This is a genomic window from Aristophania sp. ESL1142, from assembly GCF_058107345.1.
The window spans coordinates 894,419-915,921 of sequence record NZ_JBYLUH010000001.1; the positions used below are offsets into that span (position 1 = coordinate 894,419).

The window sequence follows — 21,503 nt, forward strand, 5'->3', positions numbered from 1 at the left end:
ATGGAATACGAAGTCAAAACCCTCGATAACGGGAGTGCTGGCACAGTCGCACTGCCGGAAGAGATTTTCGGAATTGTTCCGCGTCAGGATATCATGGCGCGTGTCGTTCATTGGCAGTTAGCCAAGCGTCGTGCTGGTACGCATGCTACAAAAGGCATGGGTGCAGTTTCTGGTACGACAAAGAAGCCTTATCGTCAGAAGGGAACAGGCTCAGCCCGTCAAGGGTCTTTGAGAGCGCCTCAGTTCCGCACTGGTGGTGTGGTTCATGGTCCAGTTGTGCGTGATCATGGTTACGACCTTCCTAAGAAGGTTCGTCGTCTTGGTCTTCTTTCTGCGCTTTCTCAAAAAGCAGCTGAAGGCAAGCTGGTTGTTCTGGACGGTGCACAGGGTATCTCCAAGACACGTGAAGCTTCAGAAAAACTGTCAGCTCTTGGCTGGAAGTCTGCCTTGATCGTTGATAAGGACGTTGACAGTGCTTTCCTGAGAGCGGTTTCCAATCTGCCAAAAATTGATGTTCTGCCGACAGTTGGGGCGAATGTTTACGATATTCTGAACCATGAAACGCTGGTTATTACCCGTTCTGGTCTAGAAGGGCTTAAGGAGCGTCTGGCATGACAACAAACGCTGTGATGAATGCGCGCAAAAGCGCAGCCGCTCTTTCAGATGAAGCGATTTTTGATGTCGTTCGTGCTCCTCTGATCACGGAAAAGGCAACGCTTCTTTCTGAACGTAACCAGGTCGTTTTCAAGGTCGCTCTTTCAGCTACAAAGCCCCAAATTAAGGCTGCTGTGGAAAAACTTTTTGATGTCAAAGTGTTGGCTGTCAACACTCTGGTTCAGAAAGGGAAGACCAAGCGTGTCAAAGGACGTCTTGGACGTCGCTCTGATATCAAGAAGGCGTATGTCAAGCTAGCTGAAGGTCAATCAATTGACCTGACCGCGAAAATTAGCTAACGCGCGGGGAAGATACAATGGCATTAAAGCACTTTAATCCCACGACGCCGAGTGCGAGAGGCACAGTACTCATCGACCGTAGTGGTCTCTGGAAAGGTAAGCCTGTCAAGCAGCTTACTGAAGGAAAGAATCATTCTGGCGGTCGTAATAACTACGGTCGTACCACAGTCAGATTTCGTGGTGGCGGGCATAAACAGTCCTATCGCTATGTGGATTTTAAGCGTCGTAAATTCGATGTTGCAGCCACGATTGAACGTCTGGAATATGATCCTAACCGTACGGCCTTTATTGCGCTCATCCGTTATGATGATGGGGAACTCTCATACATTATTGCGCCGCAGCGTGTTAAAGAAGGAGACCGCGTTGTTTCCGGTTTCCAGGTTGACGTTCGCCCAGGAAATGCAATGCCACTAGCAGCTATGCCTGTTGGGACGATTATCCACAATATTGAGTTGAAACAGGGAGCAGGTGGCAAATTGGCTCGCTCTGCTGGTAACTACGCTCAGCTCGTGGGTAAGGACGCTGGTTACGCTCAGATTAAGCTTCAGTCTGGCGAATTGCGCGTCGTTCGTGGTGAATGCATGGCTACAGTTGGTGCCGTCTCTAACCCAGACAATATGAACCAGCATTTTGGCAAGGCAGGTCGCAGTCGTTGGTTGGGCCGTCGTCCACATGTGCGTGGTGTTGTCATGAACCCAGTCGATCACCCACATGGTGGTGGTGAAGGACGTACATCGGGTGGTCGTCACCCAGTTACGCCTTGGGGTGTGCCAACAAAGGGTTACAAAACCCGTGTTAATAAGCGGACGGACAGCCTGATTATCCGTCGTCGCAAGTCTGGTAAGTAAGAGAGGGCATTAAGATGGCACGTTCCGTCTGGAAAGGCCCGTTCGTCGACGGGTATCTATTTGGCAAGGCCGAAAAAGCACGGGCTTCTGGTCGTAACGAAGTGATCAAAATCTGGTCACGTCGTTCTACCATTCTGCCTCAGTTTGTCGGCTTAACTTTCGGTGTCTATAACGGTCATAAGTTCCTGCCTGTTCAGGTTTCGGAAAATATGGTTGGTCATAAGTTTGGTGAGTTCTCACCAACCCGGACCTATACCGGTCACGGCTCCGATAAAAAATCGAAGCGGGGCTGATTATGAGCAAACCGAAGCATATTCGTACATTGGCCGAGACAGAGGCCCAGGCTGTTGCTCGCAATATTCGCGTTAGTCCTCGCAAGCTTAATCTGGTTGCGGCTCTGATCCGTAATCAGCCTGCTGATAAGGCAATTGCTGCTCTGACATTTTCTCGTCGGCGTATTGCTCAACAGGTGAAAAAGACTCTTGAGAGCGCTGTCGCAAATGCTGAAAATAATCATCAGCTTGACGTTGATCGTCTGGTTGTTAAGTCGGCAGAAGTTGGCAAATCAATCGTCATGAAGCGTTTCCATGCGCGCGGACGTGGTCGTTCTGCTCGCGTTGAGAAGTTTTTCAGTCATCTGAAAATTGTTGTCGCTGAACGTGCTGAAGCTCCTGAGGGAGAAAAAGCATCTAAAAAAAGCGTCAAAGAGCAGAAGGCGGCCTAAGTCATGGGACATAAAGTTAATCCAATCGGTCTTCGGCTGGGTATTAATCGTACTTGGGACAGCCGTTGGTACGCAGGAAATGACTATGCACGTCTTCTTCATGAAGATCTGAAGCTGCGTAATTTCCTTCGTAAGAAATTAAACAGTGCGGGTGTTTCTCGCGTTGTCATCGAACGTCCTGCCAAAAAGCCACGTGTGACCATTTACGCTGCTCGTCCGGGTGTGGTTATTGGTAAAAAAGGTCAGGATATTGATGCGCTGCGTAAAGAACTCAGCCGTATGGCGAATGCAGATGTTGCGCTGAACATCGTCGAAATTCGCAAACCTGAAATTGATGCGACGCTTGTTGCTGATTCTATTGCTCAGCAGCTTGAACGTCGTGTTGCTTTCCGTCGTGCGATGAAACGTTCAATTCAGTCAGCAATGCGTCTTGGGGCCCAGGGGATCCGTATCACTTGTAGTGGTCGTCTTGGCGGTGCCGAAATTGCTCGTGATGAAAAATATCGTGAAGGGCGCGTTCCTTTGCATACATTGCGTGCAGATATCGATTATGGGACCTCAACAGCCCATACAACTTATGGCTCATGTGGTGTGAAGGTGTGGATCTTCAAAGGCGAGATTCTCGCTCATGATCCTATGGCCCAGGACCGTAGAGCTGCGGAGCAAGCACCTCAGCGTTAAGACGAAGCACAAAGTCTTCGAACTACGTCATTGGTGTTTAAAATGAGGGTATAAAACATGCTTTCTCCAAAGCGGACAAAATTCCGCAAGGTCCGTAAGGGCCGCATCCACGGTTTGGCAAAAGGGGGCACCCAGCTAAACTTTGGAGCATACGGTCTTAAAGCGCTGGAGCCTGAGAGAATCACGGCTCGGCAAATTGAGGCAGCTCGTCGCGCTGTTACACGTGCGATGAAACGTGCTGGTCGTGTCTGGATTCGTATTTTTCCAGACCTTCCGGTCTCGACAAAACCTGCAGAAGTGCGTATGGGTTCCGGTAAAGGTAACCCTGAGTACTGGGCAGCTCGTGTAAAGCCAGGTCGTATCCTTTTCGAAATCGAAGGGGTTCCGCCTGACGTAGCGCGTTTAGCTCTCAGTCTGGCAGCTGCAAAACTGCCGATTAAGACGAAGTTTATTCAGCGCATTGAGGAGGCTTAATATGGCTGAAGCTTATAAAGTTTCTGATTTGCGTGCAAAATCTGCTGATGAGCTGAAGGCTCTTCTTGTAGAGCTGAAGCGTGAGCAGATTAATCAGCGTTTCTCAGCCGCCACTGGGCAGGCTGAGAACACCAGCAATGTAAAAAAGGTGCGTCGCGCTGTTGCTCGTATCAAAACATTGCTGCATCAATCGAAGAACAGCACGGGCGCACAAACGTCCGCGCACAAGTCCTGAGAGGAGACGGACGATGCCAAGGCGCGTCCTGACAGGCCGTGTGACAAGTGACAAGATGGACAAGACGGTTACCGTTCTTGTCGATCGTCGCGTCATGCATCCCCTGTATAAAAAGTTTATCCGCCGCTCCAAGAAATATGCAGCGCATGATGATGCGAATGCATGCAAAATTGGCGATGTGGTTCGTATTGAAGAATGCGCCCCCATTTCCAAACGCAAAACATGGACGGTCGTTTCATGCAATGGTGTTGATGTTGTAAAAACAACGTCAGCTTCAGCAGGCGCGTAAGGGAGCTGACAGATGATTCATCCCGAGACCAACCTTGACGTTGCTGACAACTCTGGCGCACGTCGGGTGCAGTGCATTAAAGTACTGGGTGGTTCCAAACGGAAGACTGCTTCGGTCGGCGACGTTATTGTCGTGTCCGTTAAAGAAGCCATTCCCCGTGGGAAAGTGAAGAAAGGCGATGTTCACCAGGCGGTGATCGTGCGTACTTCCTACCCTGTGCGCCGTCCTGATGGTTCAGCGATCCGTTTCGATCGCAATGCTGCTGTGTTGATTAATAAGCAGCAGGAACCGATTGGAACACGTATTTTTGGCCCGGTTGTTCGTGAATTGCGTGCACGCAAGTTTATGAAGATCATCTCCCTGGCTCCGGAGGTGCTGTAATGGCTGCACGTATTAGAAAAGGGGACCAGGTTCTGGTTCTGACTGGCCGTTCAAAAGGCGTACGTGGCGAGGTTCTTTCTGTTTTTCCGAAAACAGAAAAAGCGTTAGTTCGCGGTGTTGCTGTGGCGAAACGCCATACAAAGCCAAATCGTATGGGTGAAAATGGTGGCATCATCGATAAAGAAATGCCGATCCATCTTTCTAACCTTAAGTTGATTGATCCGAAAAGCGGTAAGCCAACACGTGTTGGTTTCCGTGTGCTTGAGGATGGTCGCAAAGTGCGTGTTGCGAAAGCAACAGGCGACGTGATCGAAGGCTAAGGAGCAGACGATGAGCAACAATCAAAATGTGCTGCCCCGTTTGCAACAGCATTATCGGGACGTTTTAAAGGCAAAGCTGAAAGAGCAGTTTGGTTATCAAAACGATTTCCAGATCCCCAAACTTGAGAAAATCGTCCTGAATATGGGCGTTGGTGAAGCTGCTGGTGATCAGAAGAAACTTGATGCCGCTGTTGCTGAAATGACACTCATTTCTGGGCAGAAGCCAGTCAAGACTTTGGCTAAAAAGGCTATTGCCGGCTTTAAGATCCGTGAAGGCTTGCCAATCGGCTGTAAGGTTACGCTTCGTCGTGCCCGTATGTACGAGTTTCTTGATCGTTTCGTGACGATCGCAATGCCACGTATCCGTGATTTTCGTGGTTTGCCAGGAAATAAAGGCTTTGATGGTCGTGGTAACTTTGCCATGGGTATTAAAGAGCAGATTGTTTTCCCTGAAATTGATTACGATAAAATCGATTCCGTACGCGGGATGGATATTATTTTTGTTACTTCAGCGAAAACGGATGCAGAAGCAAAAGCTCTCCTGAAAGCTTTTGATCTGCCCTTCCTGTCCTAACTCTGAAGTTTAATAATCATTTTAGCGAGATTGGGGGTTTATCTTATCTCCGAATCTCGCTAAATGATGACTAATTGGAAAACCGTTGGGATTGTCCTGACAGGTTCCGGGAGAAAATTCGAGATGGCGAAGACCTCTGCGATTCTCCGCAACGATCATCGCGCGGCATTAGCTAAGCGCGATCGTGAGAAGCGGACCGCATTAAAAGATATTATTAAAAATCGCTCACTTTCTATGGAAGAGCGTTTTGAGGCGACTTTGAAGCTTGCACAGCTTCCTCGTAATGGGTCTCAGACCCGTGTCAGGCTGCGTTGCAAAGTTACTGGTCGTCCCCGTGCGAATTACCGTAAGTTTGAATTGTGCCGTATTGCATTGCGCGATCTTGCTTCTACGGGGCAGATTCCCGGTATGGTAAAATCCAGCTGGTAAGAGGATAGTTTAAATGTCTATGTCTGATCCGCTGGGTGATATGCTTACCCGCATCCGTAACGCGCAGCGCGCTCGTCATGCTGCTTGTGTTGCACCTGCTTCAAAATTACGTGCCAGCGTTCTTGAAGCTCTGAAACGCGAAGGTTATATTCGCGGATACCAAACTGAAGAGATCCGTAAAGGTATTTCTCAGCTGCGTATTGAGCTGAAATACAGCGAAGGCCTGCCTGTTATTCGTGAGATTCACCGTGTTTCACGCCCTGGACGTCGTGTTTATTCCAAAATTAAGGAACTGCCGCGCGTCTATGCTGGGCTAGGTGTTTCTATTCTTTCCACCCCGCGTGGCGTTCTTTCTGATATTGAGGCTCGTGCTGCCAATGTTGGTGGTGAGATCCTCTGCCGCGTCTTCTAAGGGAGGGAAGCATGTCTCGCGTAGGTAAAAATCCTGTTGAGCTCCCTGCCGGTGTGCAAGCGACGATTGCTGATGGCGTCGTTTCTGTCAAAGGTAAGCGCGGTGAGCTTAAATTTCCTGTTTCTTCTCAGGTAGATGTGAAGATTGAGGATGGGAAGATCGTCGTATCGCCGTTAGGTGGTCGTTCTCGTCAGAGCTGGACTTTGTGGGGGACCACACGTGCTCTGTTAGCCAATATGGTTAAAGGTGTTTCAGAAGGCTTTTCAAAAGGTCTCGAAATTCAGGGAACGGGTTTCCGCGCAGCGGTACAAGGTTCAAATCTTGTCATGAATCTCGGCTTTTCTCATGATGTAATTTATCCGATTCCTTCGGATGTTAAAATTACTACGCCGCGTCCAACGGCGATTATGGTCGAGGGAAATGATAAGCAGCGTGTTGGTCAAGTAGCACTGGATATTCGCAATTTCCGTCGCCCTGAGCCTTATAAAGGCAAAGGCGTTCGCTATGAGACTGAAGTTCTGCGTCGTAAGGAAGGTAAGAAGAAGTAATGGCATCGCTGCAAGGATTGCAGGAGCGTCGCCGCCGGCGGTTACGTTTCCAGCTTCGTCGCAAGAGCGGCGGCCGGCCGCGTTTGTCGGTCTTCCGTTCTAGCAAACATATTCATGCTCAGGTCATTGATGACGCGCATGGTCACACCTTGGCAAGTGCTTCAACACTTGAGAAGGACATTCGTAGTGCTGGTAAAACAGGTGCGAATATTGAGGCTGCTGCTGTTATTGGTAAGCTTGTTGCAGAGCGTGCTCTTGCAGCAGGCGTCAAGGAAGTCGTTTTCGACCGTGGCGCATATCTTTATCATGGCCGGGTGAAAGCGCTGGCTGAGGCAGCCCGTGAGGGCGGGCTTTCGTTCTAAGGAGGATCACACATGGCACGTGAGCCAAAAGAAGGCGGCCGTGGTGGTCGTGAGCGTGAGCAGGGTGATGAGCTTGTTGACAAACTCGTAACCATTAACCGCGTTGCTAAAGTCGTTAAGGGTGGACGTCGTTTTGCCTTTGCTGCGCTTGTTGTTGTCGGTGACCAGAAAGGTCGCGTCGGTTACGGTGCTGGTAAAGCGCGCGAAGTTCCTGAAGCGATCCGTAAAGCAACTGAGCGTGCACGTCGTCACATGATTCGCGTTCCTATGAAGGAAGGCCGTACTCTGCATCATGATGCTTTCGGGCATTTTGGCGCTGGTAAAGTGACGATTCGTGCAGCTGATGCTGGAACTGGTATCATCGCTGGTGGCCCGATGCGTGCGGTATTCGAAAGCCTTGGCATTAGTGATGTTGTTGCTAAAAGCACAGGAACGCGTAACCCGCATAACATGATCAAGGCTACATTCGACGCTCTTGAGCGTGTTGCGAGCCCCCGTCAGGTTGCTGCTCGTCGCGGTAAAAAGACATTTGAGCTTTTCGGTCGTCGTGAAAATGCTGAAGCGGAGGCTGCTAATGTCTGAGTCACAAGGTAAGACCGTTCGCGTTACACAGATTTATTCCGTGATCGGGCGTAAGCCTGGTCAGGCTGAAACAATCAAAGGTTTGGGGCTGCGTGGCATCGGGACTTCCCGTGTGCTTGAGGATACTCCTTCAATTCGTGGGATGATCCGTAAGGTCGCTCATCTTTTGAAGGTGGAGGACTAAGATGAATCTGAATGAATTACGCGACAATGAGGGCGCTCGCTATCGTAAGAAGCGTCTGGGTCGTGGCATTGGATCCGGTAAGGGTAAGACATCCGGTAAAGGTCATAAAGGTCAGAAAGCCCGTGAGGGTGTTGCTCTGAATGGCTTTGAGGGTGGTCAGCTCCCGATTTATCGCCGTATGCCCAAGCGTGGCTTTGTGAATATTTTTCGCAAGGAATATGCTACGGTTAATCTCGGTGCTGTTTCCAAAGCCCTTGAGGATGGAAAGCTCTCTGCTTCCGATGTGGTAACAATTGAGGCACTGCGTAAGGCAGGTCTTGTTGGGTCTCACAAGGTGGCAGGTGTTCGTCTTCTCGCAAAAGGCGAGCTGACTTCCAAGCTTAACTTTGAGGTTGCCGGCGCTTCTGCTTCTGCTGTTGCAGCAGTTGAAAAAGCTGGTGGGACTGTAAAAGTTTTAGCTTCTGAAGGCGCAACTCAGCCTGAGGCTTAATATGTTCACCATAACCCTTTCTGGGGTTTAGTGATTGTTGAAACAGCGTCCCGTACTATGTGCGGTGGCGCTGTTTTCATGAAAGGACGGGGAGATGGCTTCTGTAGCCGAGCAACTTGCCGCGAACCTGAATTTCAGCTCTTTTTCTAAAGCGACAGAGCTGAAAAAACGTATCTGGTTCACCCTTGGGGCACTGATTATTTATCGACTAGGAACATTCATTCCAGTCCCTGGGATTGATGCCTCTGTTCTGGGTGAAATTATGTCCCAGAACCAAGGTGGCATTCTGGGAATGTTTGATATGTTCTCAGGTGGGGCATTAGGGCGTATGACTATATTCGCCCTGAATATTATGCCTTATATCAGTGCGTCCATTATTATTCAGCTTTTATCGACGGCATTGCCTTCAATGGAAGCTTTGAAGAAAGAAGGGGAAAGCGGGCGTAAAAAGCTTAATCAATATACGCGCTATCTTACAGTGCTTATTGCTATTGTACAAGCTTATGGTTTCGCAATGGGGCTGCGAAGTCTTCATACTCAAAGTGGCCTTAGTGCCATTATTTCTCCTGGCCCAAGTTTTGTTTTCTCTTATGTTGTCATGTTAGTAACAGGTACCATGTTCCTGATGTGGGTGGGTGAGCAAATTACGTCCCGGGGGATTGGAAATGGTATCTCCTTGATTATTTTCTCAGGGATTGTAGCCAATTTGCCTCATGCGACAGCAAGTCTTTTCGAATTAGGTCGGACAGGGGCACTTTCTCCTTTATTCGTCGCTATTTTTCTAGTTATGGCTTTGGCTGTAGTTGCCTTTATTGTCTTTATGGAACAGGCACAAAGACGCGTCATAATTCAGTATCCTAAAAGGCAGGTTGGGAATCGTATCTATGGTGGTGATTCCACGCATATGCCTTTAAAGGTAAATACTGCTGGTGTAATTCCGCCTATTTTTGCCTCATCAGTATTGTTGATTCCTGCAACTCTGGCAGGGTTTCTGCATAGTAATACTGGGTGGCTTGGAAAGGTTGGGCAGCTTTTCTCTCAGGGACAGCCCCTTTATATGGCTTTTTATGCCCTGATGATCGTGTTTTTCTCTTATTTCTACGCAGCGGTGACTTTTAATCCGGAAGAGACAGCAGAGAATTTGCGTAAGCAAGGGGGGTTTGTACCTGGGATACGTCCTGGAGCAAATACAGCACGTTATTTTGATAAGATCCTGTCACGCCTGACAACAATTGGGGCTGCTTATATGGTCCTGGTCTGTCTATTACCGCAGATTTTGATTAGTCATTATAATGTGCCATTCTATTTTGGTGGAACGAGTTTGATCATTATCGTATCGGTTACGATTGATACGGTAACGCAGATTCAGTCTCATTTAGTGGCTCACCAATATCAGGGCCTTATCCGCAAGCAACGCGGACGGAGTGCCTATCGAACGAAAGAAAGAGGAAAGTAGGAATGAATATCATTCTTCTCGGGCCTCCAGGGGCAGGTAAGGGTACTCAAGCCAAGAGACTCGAAACTGAACGTGGCATGAAACAGGTTTCTACCGGTGACATGCTCAGAGCCGAGGTTTCTGCCGGTTCGGAAATTGGCCTGAAAGTAAAAGCCATTCTGGAATCAGGACAATTAGTGCCTGATGAAATCATGGTTGCGATGATCGAAAAGCGGATCAGTCAGCCTGATTGTGCAAAAGGGTTTATTCTTGATGGATTCCCAAGAGCAACGAGTCAGGCCCTGGCACTCGATGAGATGCTGAAAAGGAAGCATATTGCTATTAATGCGGTCATCCTGATTGATGTGCCGCGTGAAGAGCTTATGAAACGTATTGCAGAGCGTGTTGGCGATGATGGCTCGAAACGTTCTGACGATACGCCTGAGGTGTTAAAGTCACGCTTGGAGGTCTATGATGCCCAGACGAAACCTATTTTGCCATATTATGAGCAGGATGGGCGTTTGAAAAAGGTCGATGGATTACAGTCAATTAGTGATGTAGGTCATGCCATTGATCGAATTCTGGACGTTGCAGGAAAGTGACATTTCCGCTATGATCACGAAAAAGTGATCAATAAAATTTGACTAAATCTGCAGGGCAGTATATTTCGCGCTGCAGATATTGGGCGTAGCTTTTATAGTTGAAAGCTGGAATCGCCTTTAAGGGGAGAGTATCCTGGCGAGACTGTCGGGAACTTTCCAATAGGGCACGAAATTAATGGGAACGCGGTGAAAGTGCCGCGTTGATTGGAGAATTGGCGTGGCACGTATTGCCGGCGTAAACATTCCGACCAACAAGCGTGTGGTCATCAGTCTGCGCTATGTTTATGGCATTGGACCGTCGAGCGCGCAGGCGATCTGCAGTAAGCTCGGGATTCCTGATGCTAAGCGCGTAAACGAACTTTCTGACGACGAAGTTGTCAAGATTCGTGAGCTTATTGATAGCGAATATCGTGTTGAGGGTGACCTCCGTCGTGAAGTTGCCATGAGCATCAAACGTTTGATGGATCTGGGTTGCTACCGCGGTCTGCGTCATCGTCGTGGGTTGCCTGTCCGTGGGCAGAGAACCCATACGAATGCTCGCACACGTAAAGGTAAGGCTGTGGCAATCGCTGGTAAGAAAAAAGTAACGCGTTAAGCTGTTACTTTTCTTTCAAATATCTGCGAACTGATAGGACAAGTATAATATGGCCAAGGCTCCTGCCCCACGTCTTCGTAAGAAAGAGCGTAAGAACATCATTTCTGGTGTTGCGCACGTTCTCTCTACATTTAACAACACAATGATTACGATCTCTGATGCCCAGGGCAACGCAATTGCGTGGTCTTCTTCTGGAGCACAGGGCTTTAAAGGTTCACGTAAATCTACGCCTTATGCTGCACAGGTTGCTGCTGAGGATGCAGGTCGCAAAGCACGTGAACACGGGATGGAAACACTTGAAATTGAAGTGTCAGGTCCTGGTTCCGGGCGTGAGAGCGCTCTGCGGGCTTTACAGGCTGTCGGTTTCACGATCACATCTATCCGTGATATGACGCCAATCCCGCATAATGGTTGTCGCCCTCGTAAGCGCCGTCGCGTTTAATAGGGTTTGAAAAGGGGTGGAGGCTGTTTCTAAAAAATAGTTTCCACCATGGTGTAGTTATTACCGCACGATTGTGCGGGCCAGGCACCGCCTTATTATAAGGTGGGCTTCGTTGTTTGAAAGGCCATGACCTTGGTTCTCCAGAAAAACTGGCAGTCCCTCATCAAACCGGAGAAGCTTGAAGTCGAGCCCGGCCCGGTTCCCTCACGTATTGCAACCATCATTGCTGAGCCGCTGGAACGTGGTTTCGGCCTGACAATGGGCAATGCGCTTCGCCGTATTCTTTTATCCTCCTTGCAGGGTTCTGCTGTTACAGCCATTCAGATCGATGGTGTGCTGCACGAGTTCGCCTCAGTGGCGGGCGTACGTGAAGATGTTACTGACATCATTCTTAATGTTAAGCAGCTTGCCATCAAAATGCACGGTGAGGGGCCAAAGCGTATGGTTCTGACCGCGACGGGGCCCGGAGAGGTTAAGGCAAGTCAGATACAGACAGGTCATGATATTGAAATCATGAACCCGGATCTGGTGATTTGTACTCTTGATGACGATGTTAAATTCGGCATGGAGTTTACGGTTGATTCGGGTAAGGGCTATGTTCCTGCTTCAGCTAACCGACTTGAGGATGCTCCGATCGGATTGATTCCGATTGATGCGATCTATTCTCCTGTTCGTCGCGTCTCTTATAAAGTTGACCCTACCCGTGTTGGGCAAGTGACTGATTATGACAAGCTGCGTCTTACAGTTGAGACAAATGGCGTTGTCACGCCTGAAGACGCTTTGGCTTTAGCTGCGCGTATTCTTCAGGATCAGCTTCAACTTTTCATCAATTTTGACGAACCACGTCCTGTTCAGCAGGAAGAGACAGAAGATGATCTGCCATTTAGCCGTAATCTTCTTCGTAAGGTTGATGAGCTGGAGCTTTCAGTCCGTAGTGCGAACTGCCTGAAAAATGACAATATCGTCTATATTGGTGATCTTGTACAGAAAACAGAGCAGGAAATGCTGCGCACACCGAACTTCGGTCGTAAGTCACTTAATGAGATCAAAGAAGTGCTGACAGGTATGGGACTTTCGCTAGGTATGAGCGTACCTGAGTGGCCTCCTGAAAGTATTGAAGATCTTGCTCGTCGTCTTGATGAGACATTCTAACAAGCCTCAGCTGGGAAGCTTTGGGTAAGGATTAGGAATATAAAATGCGTCATAATCTTAGCGGACGTAAGTTAAACGTAACATCAACTCATAGAGCGGCGATGTTTCGCAATATGGCTGTTGCCCTGCTTAAGCATGAGCAGATCACGACGACTTTGCCAAAAGCGAAAGAACTCCGTCCAGTTGCTGAAAAACTGATTACATTGGGCAAACGCGGTGATCTTCATGCTCGCCGTCAGGCTTATTCACTTTTGCGCGATGATGCCATTGTTGCAAAGCTGTTCTCAGCTCTGAAAGATCGTTATAGCAGCCGTAATGGTGGTTATACACGCATTCTGAAAGCTGGTGTGCGTTATGGTGATAATGCTGATATGGCTGTAGTCGAACTTGTCGAACGCGATATTGAAGCCAAAGGCAAAGATAGCGGCCCTGTTCAGACACCTTCTGAAGAAGCTGCTTGAGCTTTTTCCCATAAGGGCAGATAATAAGAGGACGGCACTTAAAGTGGCCGTCCTTTTTTATTAAGGCGAATAGTTTTCGTTCAGCATGAAAGGTTAGTGTGATGAATGATTTTCAGAAAGATACATGTTGCCCTATGACTGGTGAAAAAAAATGCCTGGTTAAGGATATGGTGAATGACCATCCTTGGCTATGGGTTGCAGCTTTGTTTTTCGTCGGAGTTCTCTTGGGACGTCATCGTTGCTGCCGTAAGAAGAATAAAAAGAACTGAGTTTTTTCAGGCTTAAACTGATGCCTTTCCCAGTTAAGGGAGGAGAGGTGTCAGTTTTTGTCTTTTTGTATGAAGCTTGGGATGATCGGGTTGTCAGATTGCAGAGTGTCCTTGTCGGGTAGCTCGTTGACGCTCCAGCCGCCGCCTAAGTCTGTTATGAGGCGGATTTCTGACAGTAGGCGCTGTTGCTGTATCTGTAATTTGGTTTCTTCATATTGTAGGGCTGTCTGTTGTGCTGCAATCACGGTCGTATAGATCTGGGTGCCTGCAAGATATTCATTCATCGAGACCCGGATGGCTTCTTGTGCGCTTTTAAGTGCCATTTCCTGATAGGTCATCTGGTCTTCCAAATAATGTAGATTAGATAATTGATCTTCTGTATCCTGTAGGGCTGAGAGTACGGTTTGCCGGTAGGAGGCAACAGCATTATCATAGTCAGCTTCGGCTTCGCGTACGGCGGCGGATCTGGCACCTCCTGCAAAAAGTGTTTCACTTGCTCCGGCTCCAAGAGACCAGGTGCGCATGGCTGTCTGAATGAGTTTATTTAATGGATTACCGCTATAGCCATAGCTAGCATTGAGGGTGAATTCTGGATAGAAACTCCCGATCCTGTAACCAATTTCAGCATTATAGCTTTCCATCTGGCGTTCAGCCTGAGCAATATCTGGCCGTCTCTGCAATAAGGTTGAAGGCAGGGCTTGTGGTGGCGGAGGGACGGTCGAAGGCAGGGGCGCTTCCGGAAGGGTAACATCGGCAGGAGGGCGTCCTGTTAGCACAGCAATGGCATGTTCATATTGGGCGCGCGTAATATGGGCGTTAGCAAGGCTTGCCTGAGTAGATTGCAGTTGGTAACGTGCCTGGAGGACACTGGTGGGATCGGCGACACCAGCACTAAGCTGATTTTGTAGAATATCAAGATTGTGACGATATAGGCCGACATTACGTTTAAAAAGGGCAATCAGACTGTCCTGATAGCGTAAATTAAAATAATCGGTTCCAAGTTCAAGTTCGTAAGAAAGACGCATATTGGCAAGTAGGGCAGCGCTGGATTGTGCAGCAGTTACCTGTTGCTGCACCTGCCGCCTGATGGCTCCCCAAACGTCAACTGTCCAACTGGCGCTGGGACCTGTTGACCATGTGTTGGTGGCAAGATTTTTGGTGTAAGTGTCCCCTTTACCATCAGGTAGCACAGTGCCTTTGCCATTACGGTTGAAGGTAAATTGGCCATTGACGGTGGGGAAGAGATTGGCTCTGACTGAGTCAATCATTGCGCGGGCCTGTCGATATTGCGCTTCATATTGTTTTAGGGACTGGTTTGAGTGATCTACCCTTTCTTCCAGATCATTGAGTGTGGGATCATTAAAAATCAGCCACCATTTTCCTTTTGGAATGGATGCCATATCTGGCTGGCCTTTGACCCACCCTCGGGGAGGAGGGGCTTCTTTAAAATGATCTGAAATGATTGCCTTGGGACGATGGTAATCCGGTCCTACCATGCAACCTGTCACGACGGGGAGTATGGGACAAAGCAGTAAAAGAGTGCAAAGAGATGGACGAGACACGTAATGAATTCCCGGGATTAAAGAAGCGATTTATTTAAAATAAAGTGGTTAAGAATTTTGCGGCATAATCCTGTTGAAAAAATACTGAAGCGCTCAAGATAAAGATAGATTACAGGTGTTGTATAAAGTGTCAAAAGTTGGCTGAAGCACAGTCCTCCTAAAATGGAAACACCTAGAGGGTAACGCATTTCAGTGCCATAACCCTCACCTAAAAGCAGCGGTATGGCACCGAAAGCTGCTGCCAGAGACGTCATGAGAATAGGTCGGAACCTGAGGAGGCTGGCTTTTAGAATTGAGTCATAGAGGGCGGTGCCTTTTTTCTTTTCCTGCAAAGCGAAGTCAACCAGCATGATGGCATTCTTCTTAACAATGCCAATCAGAAGAATGATACCGATCAGTGTCAATAGCGAAAAGGGTTGTCCACAAAGGAATACTGCAATCAGCGCGCCTACTCCTGCTGAAGGAAGAGTAGAGAGAATTGTTAAGGGATGGATAAGACTTTCATAAAGGATACCCAGAACGATATAAATAGCAGCAAGGGCACCAGCAATCAAAAGGGGCTCCTGATTAACGGTTTTTTTGAACTGGGCTAGATTTCCGGTAAAGCTTCCCTGAATTGATTGAGGGAGGTGGCTGCTGACAAGGGTTTTCTCAATAGAGTCTACAGCACTGCCGATTGTGGCACCGGGGGCCAGGTTAAAGGAAATTGTTGCTGAAACAAATTGTCCCTGATGATTGACCGCAAGAGGTGTATTTACTGTCTTTATTTCACCTAAAAGAGGCAGCGGAATCATGGTTTCCTGGGCTGTTGTTACAGCAGCACCATTAGAAGCTGACTTTCCTCCTGCAAGAGCATTGGCCATCGCATTGCGGTAAGAAAGCTCACTTTGACTGAAGGCAGATTTATTCTGATTAGCCGCTTTTACACGTAGATTATTAGAGGCAGTTCCTCCCTGGGCAGTGCCTCCGGCAATACTGACCCACATTTGTCTAAGAAAAGCAGAATTGCGTGAAAAATATGGATTGGCTTCCATAATGATATGATATTGATTGAGTTTTCCATAAATAATCGAAGCCGTACGCTGGCCAAAAGCATCATATAACGTCTGGCTGACAAGCTGCGGTGTTATTTTATAGCGTGCCTCAATATCACGATTTAGGAAAAGCATGGTACTCTGGCTATTTTCAATATCTGTAGTGATATCGGTCAGGAAGGAAAGCTGGGAAAAAGCCTTGACGACTTTAGGTGTCCATTCTGCAAGCTCTTCGGCTGAGCTGCTTTGGAGACTATATTGATAAGCTCCGTCGGAAGCCCGGGCGCTGCCTCCGATAGAAGGAGGGAGATGCAATCTCAGACGTGCGCCGGCATAATGTGAAAAATGTCTGTTTAAACGACTAATGGTGGCGTTAATTGTGTCCTTACGGTTTTGTCGCGAGTGTAAAGAGATAAAAAAGTCCGAGGCATTTGACGTATCGCGCCCTATTCTTGTGACGACACTCCGAATGTCTGGATCATCCCGCAACTCACGCTGGATTTTATCAGTTATTGTTGAAAGTGCCTGAAAAGAGATAGATTGGTCTGCCACCAATCTTCCCATGATCATTCCCTGATCTTCCTGTGGGAAAAGCTCTTTCGGCAATAAAAAGAAGAGAAGAATGGCAGCGAGTAATGTTAGCGGTAAAGAAAGCGCAACGATACGTGAATGCTGAAGGGCTTTAATGAGAGAGTGCTCGTAGCAGATTGATACTCTGTTAAAACCAGAGGTTAGAAGATGCTGAGCAGAATATAGTATAACGCCTGTTTTTCTACTGGGAGGAGAAAGAGCTTTCCGTTTATGGGTAATGAGATAAGCACACATCATGGGTGTGAGGCTTAGGGAAAGCAGAAGTGACAATGTCAGGGCGATTATAATTGTTATGGCAAATTCATGAAAAAATAACCCGGTTAGTCCTTCCATGAGTAAGATGGGCAGGAAGACGACAATCAGGGAAACTGTAATGGATATTACCGTAAAAGCGACCTCTCCTGCGCCTGTAATGGCGGCTTTATGGGGTGGAAATCCTTTTTCATGATAGCGGGTGATATTTTCCAGAACGACAATGGCGTCATCAACAATAAAACCGGTTGCGATTGTCAGAGCCATAAGAGAGAGAGTATCAAGCTGGTAGCCTGCAAGATACATAATGCCAAAAGTTCCAATTGTCGTAAGGGGCACAATAAGTGCTGGAATAATGGTCATCTTAAGGTCATGAAGGAAAATCAAAACGACAAGTACAACCAGGAAAACAGAGAGAAGAAGGGTTCTCTCTGTGTCTTTCAAGGCAGCACGGATGGCATTGGAACGATCAAGTTTTATGGAGAGCTGACTATCGCCGGGTAAACTGGCATTGATAACAGGGAGCCGCGTTTTGATCTGGTCAATGGTCTTGATGATATTTGCACCACTCTCGGCAAACACGGCGCAGATAATAGCAGGTTTCCCATCAGCAAAACCTGCCTGTCTAACATCTTCTGAGCCATCAATAATGTCAGCAACATCGGAGAGTCTGACAGGCTGATTATTACGATAGGCAATAATTAAATCATGGTAGGCCTTAGCCTTTGAAACCTGATCGTTTGTAGCAATGGTAAATCTATGCCCTTCCAGCGTGATAAATCCCTTAGGTGTATGAGCATTGGCAGAGGCAAGTGCTGCACGAATATCTTCGAAACCAATGCCGTAGCGGAAAAGTCTCAAGGGATTAATGTCAACACGAATGGCCGGAAGAGCACTTCCACCTATGATGACATTTCCTACACCCTGGACCTGACTTAACCCTGTCATGATGATGTTATTGGCAAAATCATAAAGTTGCTGCGGGGTGTGGGTTGTTGATTGCAAGGTCAGGATCAGAATAGGCGGGCCATTTGCATTGGCCTTTTTATATTTGGGGTCTTGTCTTAAACTGGTTGGCAGGTCCTGGCGGGCGGCTCTTAATGCAGCCTGAACGTCACGGGCGGCGCCGTCGATATTTCGTGAAAGTTCGAACTGAAGAAGAATATGAGCCTGTGTTGCCGTTGAGTGTGAGGTGATTTCCCTTATTCCGGCAATGGCACCAAGATGGCGTTCAAGAGGGCCAGCGACAGTGCTGGCGATTTCAGAAGGGGAACCACCAGGCTGTGTGGCTGTAACCATTATGACAGGAAAGTCTACGGTAGGAAGGTCTGCAACAGGGAGAAGTCTATAGCCTAGTAACCCGCCTAGTAATATTGCCAGGGCCAGGAGGGTTGTCCCGACGGGACGATAAACAAAAAAACTTATGAGCTTCACGAAGGGTCAGTTTCCCGACGATAAGGCGGAGATTCAGGAAAATGGAGAGATTTTTTGACCTTATAGGCCAACCTGCCCATGAAGAGATACATGACGGGTGTCGTAAAAAGTGTAAGAAGCTGCGATAGAATCAGACCGCAGACAATCGCCACACCAAGGGGGCGGCGTAACTCTGCGCCTGTTCCACTACTCAGCATGAGGGGTAAGGCTCCAAAAAGGGCTGCTAATGTTGTCATCATGATCGGGCGAAAACGCAGCAAAGCCGCCTTATGAATGGCCTCCTGTGCAGAGAGGTGCTCGTGGCGCTCGGCAGTCAGGGCAAAATCAATCATCATGATTGCATTTTTCTTGACGATGCCAATCAGGAGCACAATGCCGATGATCCCCATAATATCCAGCGGCATGTTAAAAATATAAAGCCCTATCAAAGCCCCGATTGCCGCTGAAGGCAGGGTTGAAAGGATGGTGATGGGGTGAATGAAGCTCTCATAAAGCATTCCGAGAATGATATAAACGGCAATGATAGCGGCAATGACCAAAGCCAGTTCATGTCCTAAAGAGGTCTGGAACGCGGCGGCAGTACCCTGGAATGTTGTCTGGAAGCTGGCAGGAAGGTTTATTTTATCTTTTGCCTCTTCAATGGCTTTCGTCGCATCTCCCAAAGCGTAACCTGGAGTCACGTTGAAAGAAATCGTTGCCGCCGGAAATTGCCCGAAATGCGTGATGAGCAAAGGCGAGGTTGTACGGCTTAGCTGAGTGACCTGTAAAAGGGGGACTAAGCCCGAAGTGGGTTTTCTGGTCGGGCCAGAAGTGCTGCTCCCTGCTTCAGATGAGATACCAGGAAGGTAAAGCTGGGAAAGGCTGCTCATGTCTTTTTGCAGGCGTGGAGCAGCTTCTAGGATAACACGATACTGATTGGCCTGCGTATAAATAGTGGAAACCTGCCTCTGCCCAAAACTGTCATAAAGGGCATTATCAACTGTTTGCGGGGTGATGGAATAGCGGGCTCCGTTTGTACGGTCCAGGGTGATCATGGCCGTCAGTCCATCCGCCTGCTGGTCAGATATTGTGCCTGCTATGGAAGGAACCTGCTTCAGAATATCCATAAAACGGGGAAGCCAGATTTTGAATGCATCATAATCAGGTGTTTCGAGCACGAATTGATAACGCATCGCTGAAACGGTTGAATCAAGTGAAATATCCTGGACAGGCTGGACATAGAGTTTCGTGCCAACCAGATCATGACCGGTGTGACCAAGTCTCTGCAAAATAGTGTTTAGAGACGAAGTACGTTTTGATCTCGGTTTGAGATTAATAAGGAAACGACCAACATTAAGGGTCATGTTCTGGCCATCAACGCCTATAAAGGAGGACAGACTTTCGATATCAGGGTCTTTCAGCAAGCGTTTCCCAAGGGCAGCCTGACGTTCTTTCATACCTTCAAACGAAATGGTCTGAGGCATGATTGAAACACCCTGTATGACGCCCGTATCCTGTTCTGGGAAAAACCCTTTGGGAATAGACCAGGCTAGAATACCGGTCAGAAATACAGTTCCCGTCGTGATGAGTAATGTCAGTTTCTGATGATTGAAAACGACCCTCAAAGCGCTGTCATAATGCTTGATTGCCTTATGGATGAGCAGAATCATGTGATCTGAGAAAGTGGTTTTCTGATTTGTTGTAGCAGCAGATTGTTTTTTTTCACTAAGCATCCGTGCACACATCATGGGCACGAGCGTGATGGAAATGGTCGCTGATATGACAATTGTGACAGCCAATGTCATGGCAAATTCATGAAAAAGACGCCCGACAACATCACTCATGAACAATAGGGGAACGAGCACGGCAATGAGCGAAACGGTGAGAGAGATGATGGTAAAACCAATTTCCTGTGCACCTTTTAACGCAGCTGTGAAGCGATCCTCTCCTGCTTCGACATAACGGGAAATATTCTCAATCACGACGATAGCATCATCAACAACAAAGCCTGATGCGATTGTTAAAGCCATTAAGGAAAGGTTATCGAGTGAAAACCCTAGAAGATGCATGACAGCCAGAGTCCCGATAAGGGAAAGAGGAACTGAAAGGCCGGGGATGAGCGTCGCAGGGATATTCCAAAGAAAGAGAAAAATAACGGCAATAACAAGAATAATGGCCAGAGCAAGCTCAAATCCAACATCATGGATGGAAGCACGAATTGTTGTCGTGCGGTCTGTCAGGGGCGTAATTTCAATACCGGGAGGCAGGTCACGTTTTAAGCGGGGCAGCATGGCCCGGACATTATCAGCAACTGAAATGACATTGGCACCAGGCTGTCTTTGTACGTTCAAGATTAAAGCTGGTTTATCATTTGCCCAGGCAGCCAGTTGGTTATTCTCTGCGTCTTCCACAACGGTGGCCACCTCGCGTAACCTGATGGGGCCATTATTCTGATAGGCAATGACTTGGTCAAGAAGTTGCCTTACAGACTGTATCTGTCCATCAATGCGTAATGAAGTTGCGTGTTGCGGGCCATCAAATGTGCCGGTAGGGGAATTGACATTGACTGTTCCGATAATCGTGCGGACAGTATCAATTGCAATGCCATAGGAAGTTAGTTTGGGGATATTGATTTGAACACGGTAAGCCTTACGGTTGCCCCCTGACAGGCTTACCAGCCCAACACCGGAAATCTGACTGATTTTTTGTTCGAGCCGGGTATTAACGTAATCTTCTACCTCTGGAAGAGGTATGGTCCGGGAGGTGATCCCTAATGTCAGGACGGGCGTGTCAGCTGGGTTGACCTTGGCATAAATGGGAGGGGTAGGCAGATCATTAGGCAGAAGAGACCCGGCATTATTGATGGCAGCCTGCACTTCCTGCTCTGCAACATCGATGTCCATATCCAGCCCGAAACGGAGGGTTATGACCGAGGCTCCCCCTGATGATTGCGATGTCATCTGCTCCAGCCCTGCCATCTGGCCTAGTTGGGTTTCAAGAGGGGCGGTTACTGACGTTGCCATCACATCCGGGCTGGCTCCGGGGTAGAAAGTCGAGACCGTAATGGTAGGATATTCGACTTCTGGCAATGCGGAAATGGGAAGGAAATGATATCCCAACAAACCTGCCAATAAAATTGCCACCATCAGAAGGCTTGTCGCAACAGGGCGGTTAATGAACAGGCGGGAGGGATTCACGGAAATATGCTT

General features: G+C 48.1%; 28 protein-coding genes. 25 read left to right on the plus strand and 3 right to left on the minus strand.

Going from position 1 to position 21,503, the window contains the following annotated elements; translation table 11 throughout:
• From rplD to rplQ, 25 genes are all read left to right on the plus strand, one after another.
• Complete coding sequence (gene rplD / locus AC3B6P_RS04155; protein ID WP_489804862.1) at window positions 1–615, plus strand: 50S ribosomal protein L4; 615 nt, start codon at window positions 1–3, stop codon at window positions 613–615.
• Window positions 612–953, plus strand: a complete 342-nt coding sequence (locus AC3B6P_RS04160) for a 50S ribosomal protein L23 (protein ID WP_489804863.1) — start codon at window positions 612–614, stop codon at window positions 951–953. Before rplD ends, AC3B6P_RS04160 begins: the two co-directional genes overlap by 4 nt.
• A gap of 17 nt (window positions 954–970) precedes the next feature.
• The gene (gene rplB, locus AC3B6P_RS04165; RefSeq protein ID WP_489804864.1) at window positions 971–1,801 is read left to right on the plus strand and encodes a 50S ribosomal protein L2; all 831 of its coding nucleotides are present in this window, start codon (window positions 971–973) and stop codon (window positions 1,799–1,801) included.
• 14 nt (window positions 1,802–1,815) lie between these two features.
• Window positions 1,816–2,094, plus strand: coding sequence for a 30S ribosomal protein S19 (gene rpsS, locus AC3B6P_RS04170; RefSeq protein WP_489804865.1), 279 nt, complete (start codon window positions 1,816–1,818; stop codon window positions 2,092–2,094).
• A 2-nt stretch (window positions 2,095–2,096) separates the two neighbouring features.
• Window positions 2,097–2,525 (plus strand): 50S ribosomal protein L22, encoded by a 429-nt coding sequence (gene rplV, locus AC3B6P_RS04175; RefSeq protein WP_489804866.1) that lies wholly within the window; start codon window positions 2,097–2,099, stop codon window positions 2,523–2,525.
• 3 nt (window positions 2,526–2,528) lie between these two features.
• Complete coding sequence (gene rpsC, locus AC3B6P_RS04180; protein ID WP_489804867.1) at window positions 2,529–3,206, plus strand: 30S ribosomal protein S3; 678 nt, start codon at window positions 2,529–2,531, stop codon at window positions 3,204–3,206.
• Between the two features lie 57 nt (window positions 3,207–3,263).
• On the plus strand, window positions 3,264–3,680 hold the full coding sequence (gene rplP / locus AC3B6P_RS04185) for a 50S ribosomal protein L16 (protein WP_489804868.1): 417 nt from the start codon (window positions 3,264–3,266) through the stop codon (window positions 3,678–3,680).
• Window position 3,681: 1 nt separating this feature from the next.
• Entirely contained in the window at window positions 3,682–3,915 is a 234-nt protein-coding gene (gene rpmC, locus AC3B6P_RS04190) for a 50S ribosomal protein L29 (protein ID WP_489804869.1), read from the plus strand.
• Between the two features lie 13 nt (window positions 3,916–3,928).
• Window positions 3,929–4,204, plus strand: coding sequence for a 30S ribosomal protein S17 (gene rpsQ, locus AC3B6P_RS04195; protein WP_489804870.1), 276 nt, complete (start codon window positions 3,929–3,931; stop codon window positions 4,202–4,204).
• A gap of 12 nt (window positions 4,205–4,216) precedes the next feature.
• On the plus strand, window positions 4,217–4,585 hold the full coding sequence (gene rplN, locus AC3B6P_RS04200) for a 50S ribosomal protein L14 (RefSeq protein ID WP_489804871.1): 369 nt from the start codon (window positions 4,217–4,219) through the stop codon (window positions 4,583–4,585).
• Window positions 4,585–4,905 (plus strand): 50S ribosomal protein L24, encoded by a 321-nt coding sequence (rplX, locus tag AC3B6P_RS04205; RefSeq protein ID WP_489804872.1) that lies wholly within the window; start codon window positions 4,585–4,587, stop codon window positions 4,903–4,905. Before rplN ends, rplX begins: the two co-directional genes overlap by 1 nt.
• Window positions 4,906–4,915: 10 nt before the next feature.
• Complete coding sequence (gene rplE, locus AC3B6P_RS04210) at window positions 4,916–5,479, plus strand: 50S ribosomal protein L5 (protein ID WP_489804873.1); 564 nt, start codon at window positions 4,916–4,918, stop codon at window positions 5,477–5,479.
• 123 nt (window positions 5,480–5,602) lie between these two features.
• The gene (gene rpsN, locus AC3B6P_RS04215; RefSeq protein WP_489804874.1) at window positions 5,603–5,908 is read left to right on the plus strand and encodes a 30S ribosomal protein S14; all 306 of its coding nucleotides are present in this window, start codon (window positions 5,603–5,605) and stop codon (window positions 5,906–5,908) included.
• Between the two features lie 13 nt (window positions 5,909–5,921).
• Window positions 5,922–6,320 (plus strand): 30S ribosomal protein S8, encoded by a 399-nt coding sequence (gene rpsH / locus AC3B6P_RS04220; protein ID WP_489804875.1) that lies wholly within the window; start codon window positions 5,922–5,924, stop codon window positions 6,318–6,320.
• An 11-nt stretch (window positions 6,321–6,331) separates the two neighbouring features.
• Window positions 6,332–6,868: a 50S ribosomal protein L6 gene (gene rplF / locus AC3B6P_RS04225; RefSeq protein ID WP_489804876.1), complete on the plus strand. Its 537-nt coding sequence runs from the start codon at window positions 6,332–6,334 to the stop codon at window positions 6,866–6,868.
• A complete protein-coding gene (gene rplR / locus AC3B6P_RS04230; protein ID WP_489804877.1) occupies window positions 6,868–7,230 on the plus strand; it encodes a 50S ribosomal protein L18 in 363 nt (120 codons plus the stop codon). The genes rplF and rplR overlap by 1 nt, the downstream gene beginning before the upstream one ends.
• A gap of 12 nt (window positions 7,231–7,242) precedes the next feature.
• Entirely contained in the window at window positions 7,243–7,812 is a 570-nt protein-coding gene (gene rpsE, locus AC3B6P_RS04235; RefSeq protein ID WP_489804878.1) for a 30S ribosomal protein S5, read from the plus strand.
• Window positions 7,805–7,996 carry a 50S ribosomal protein L30 gene (gene rpmD, locus AC3B6P_RS04240; RefSeq protein ID WP_489804879.1) on the plus strand — a complete coding sequence of 64 codons (192 nt, stop codon included), beginning with the start codon at window positions 7,805–7,807 and terminating at the stop codon, window positions 7,994–7,996. The genes rpsE and rpmD overlap by 8 nt, the downstream gene beginning before the upstream one ends.
• A gap of 1 nt (window position 7,997) precedes the next feature.
• Window positions 7,998–8,486, plus strand: a complete 489-nt coding sequence (gene rplO, locus AC3B6P_RS04245) for a 50S ribosomal protein L15 (protein ID WP_489804880.1) — start codon at window positions 7,998–8,000, stop codon at window positions 8,484–8,486.
• A gap of 94 nt (window positions 8,487–8,580) precedes the next feature.
• Window positions 8,581–9,942, plus strand: a complete 1,362-nt coding sequence (gene secY, locus AC3B6P_RS04250; RefSeq protein ID WP_489804881.1) for a preprotein translocase subunit SecY — start codon at window positions 8,581–8,583, stop codon at window positions 9,940–9,942.
• 2 nt (window positions 9,943–9,944) lie between these two features.
• Window positions 9,945–10,523, plus strand: coding sequence for an adenylate kinase (locus AC3B6P_RS04255; RefSeq protein WP_489804882.1), 579 nt, complete (start codon window positions 9,945–9,947; stop codon window positions 10,521–10,523).
• Between the two features lie 217 nt (window positions 10,524–10,740).
• Window positions 10,741–11,118 carry a 30S ribosomal protein S13 gene (gene rpsM / locus AC3B6P_RS04260; protein ID WP_489804883.1) on the plus strand — a complete coding sequence of 126 codons (378 nt, stop codon included), beginning with the start codon at window positions 10,741–10,743 and terminating at the stop codon, window positions 11,116–11,118.
• Window positions 11,119–11,167: 49 nt separating this feature from the next.
• Window positions 11,168–11,560 carry a 30S ribosomal protein S11 gene (gene rpsK / locus AC3B6P_RS04265; RefSeq protein WP_160618958.1) on the plus strand — a complete coding sequence of 131 codons (393 nt, stop codon included), beginning with the start codon at window positions 11,168–11,170 and terminating at the stop codon, window positions 11,558–11,560.
• Window positions 11,561–11,692: 132 nt separating this feature from the next.
• A complete protein-coding gene (locus AC3B6P_RS04270) occupies window positions 11,693–12,712 on the plus strand; it encodes a DNA-directed RNA polymerase subunit alpha (protein ID WP_489805541.1) in 1,020 nt (339 codons plus the stop codon).
• Window positions 12,713–12,756: 44 nt separating this feature from the next.
• The gene (gene rplQ / locus AC3B6P_RS04275; protein WP_489804884.1) at window positions 12,757–13,173 is read left to right on the plus strand and encodes a 50S ribosomal protein L17; all 417 of its coding nucleotides are present in this window, start codon (window positions 12,757–12,759) and stop codon (window positions 13,171–13,173) included.
• Window positions 13,174–13,492: 319 nt separating this feature from the next.
• Here rplQ and AC3B6P_RS04280 read toward each other — a convergent pair whose 3' ends face one another.
• From AC3B6P_RS04280 to AC3B6P_RS04290, 3 genes are read right to left on the minus strand one after another with little or no spacing between them, the layout of a single operon-like run.
• The gene (locus AC3B6P_RS04280; protein WP_489805542.1) at window positions 13,493–15,013 is read right to left on the minus strand and encodes an efflux transporter outer membrane subunit; all 1,521 of its coding nucleotides are present in this window, start codon (window positions 15,011–15,013) and stop codon (window positions 13,493–13,495) included.
• A gap of 8 nt (window positions 15,014–15,021) precedes the next feature.
• The gene (locus tag AC3B6P_RS04285) at window positions 15,022–18,315 is read right to left on the minus strand and encodes an efflux RND transporter permease subunit (protein WP_489804885.1); all 3,294 of its coding nucleotides are present in this window, start codon (window positions 18,313–18,315) and stop codon (window positions 15,022–15,024) included.
• Window positions 18,312–21,491 carry an efflux RND transporter permease subunit gene (locus AC3B6P_RS04290; RefSeq protein WP_489804886.1) on the minus strand — a complete coding sequence of 1,060 codons (3,180 nt, stop codon included), beginning with the start codon at window positions 21,489–21,491 and terminating at the stop codon, window positions 18,312–18,314. The genes AC3B6P_RS04285 and AC3B6P_RS04290 overlap by 4 nt, the downstream gene beginning before the upstream one ends.
• Window positions 21,492–21,503: the final 12 nt, after the last annotated feature.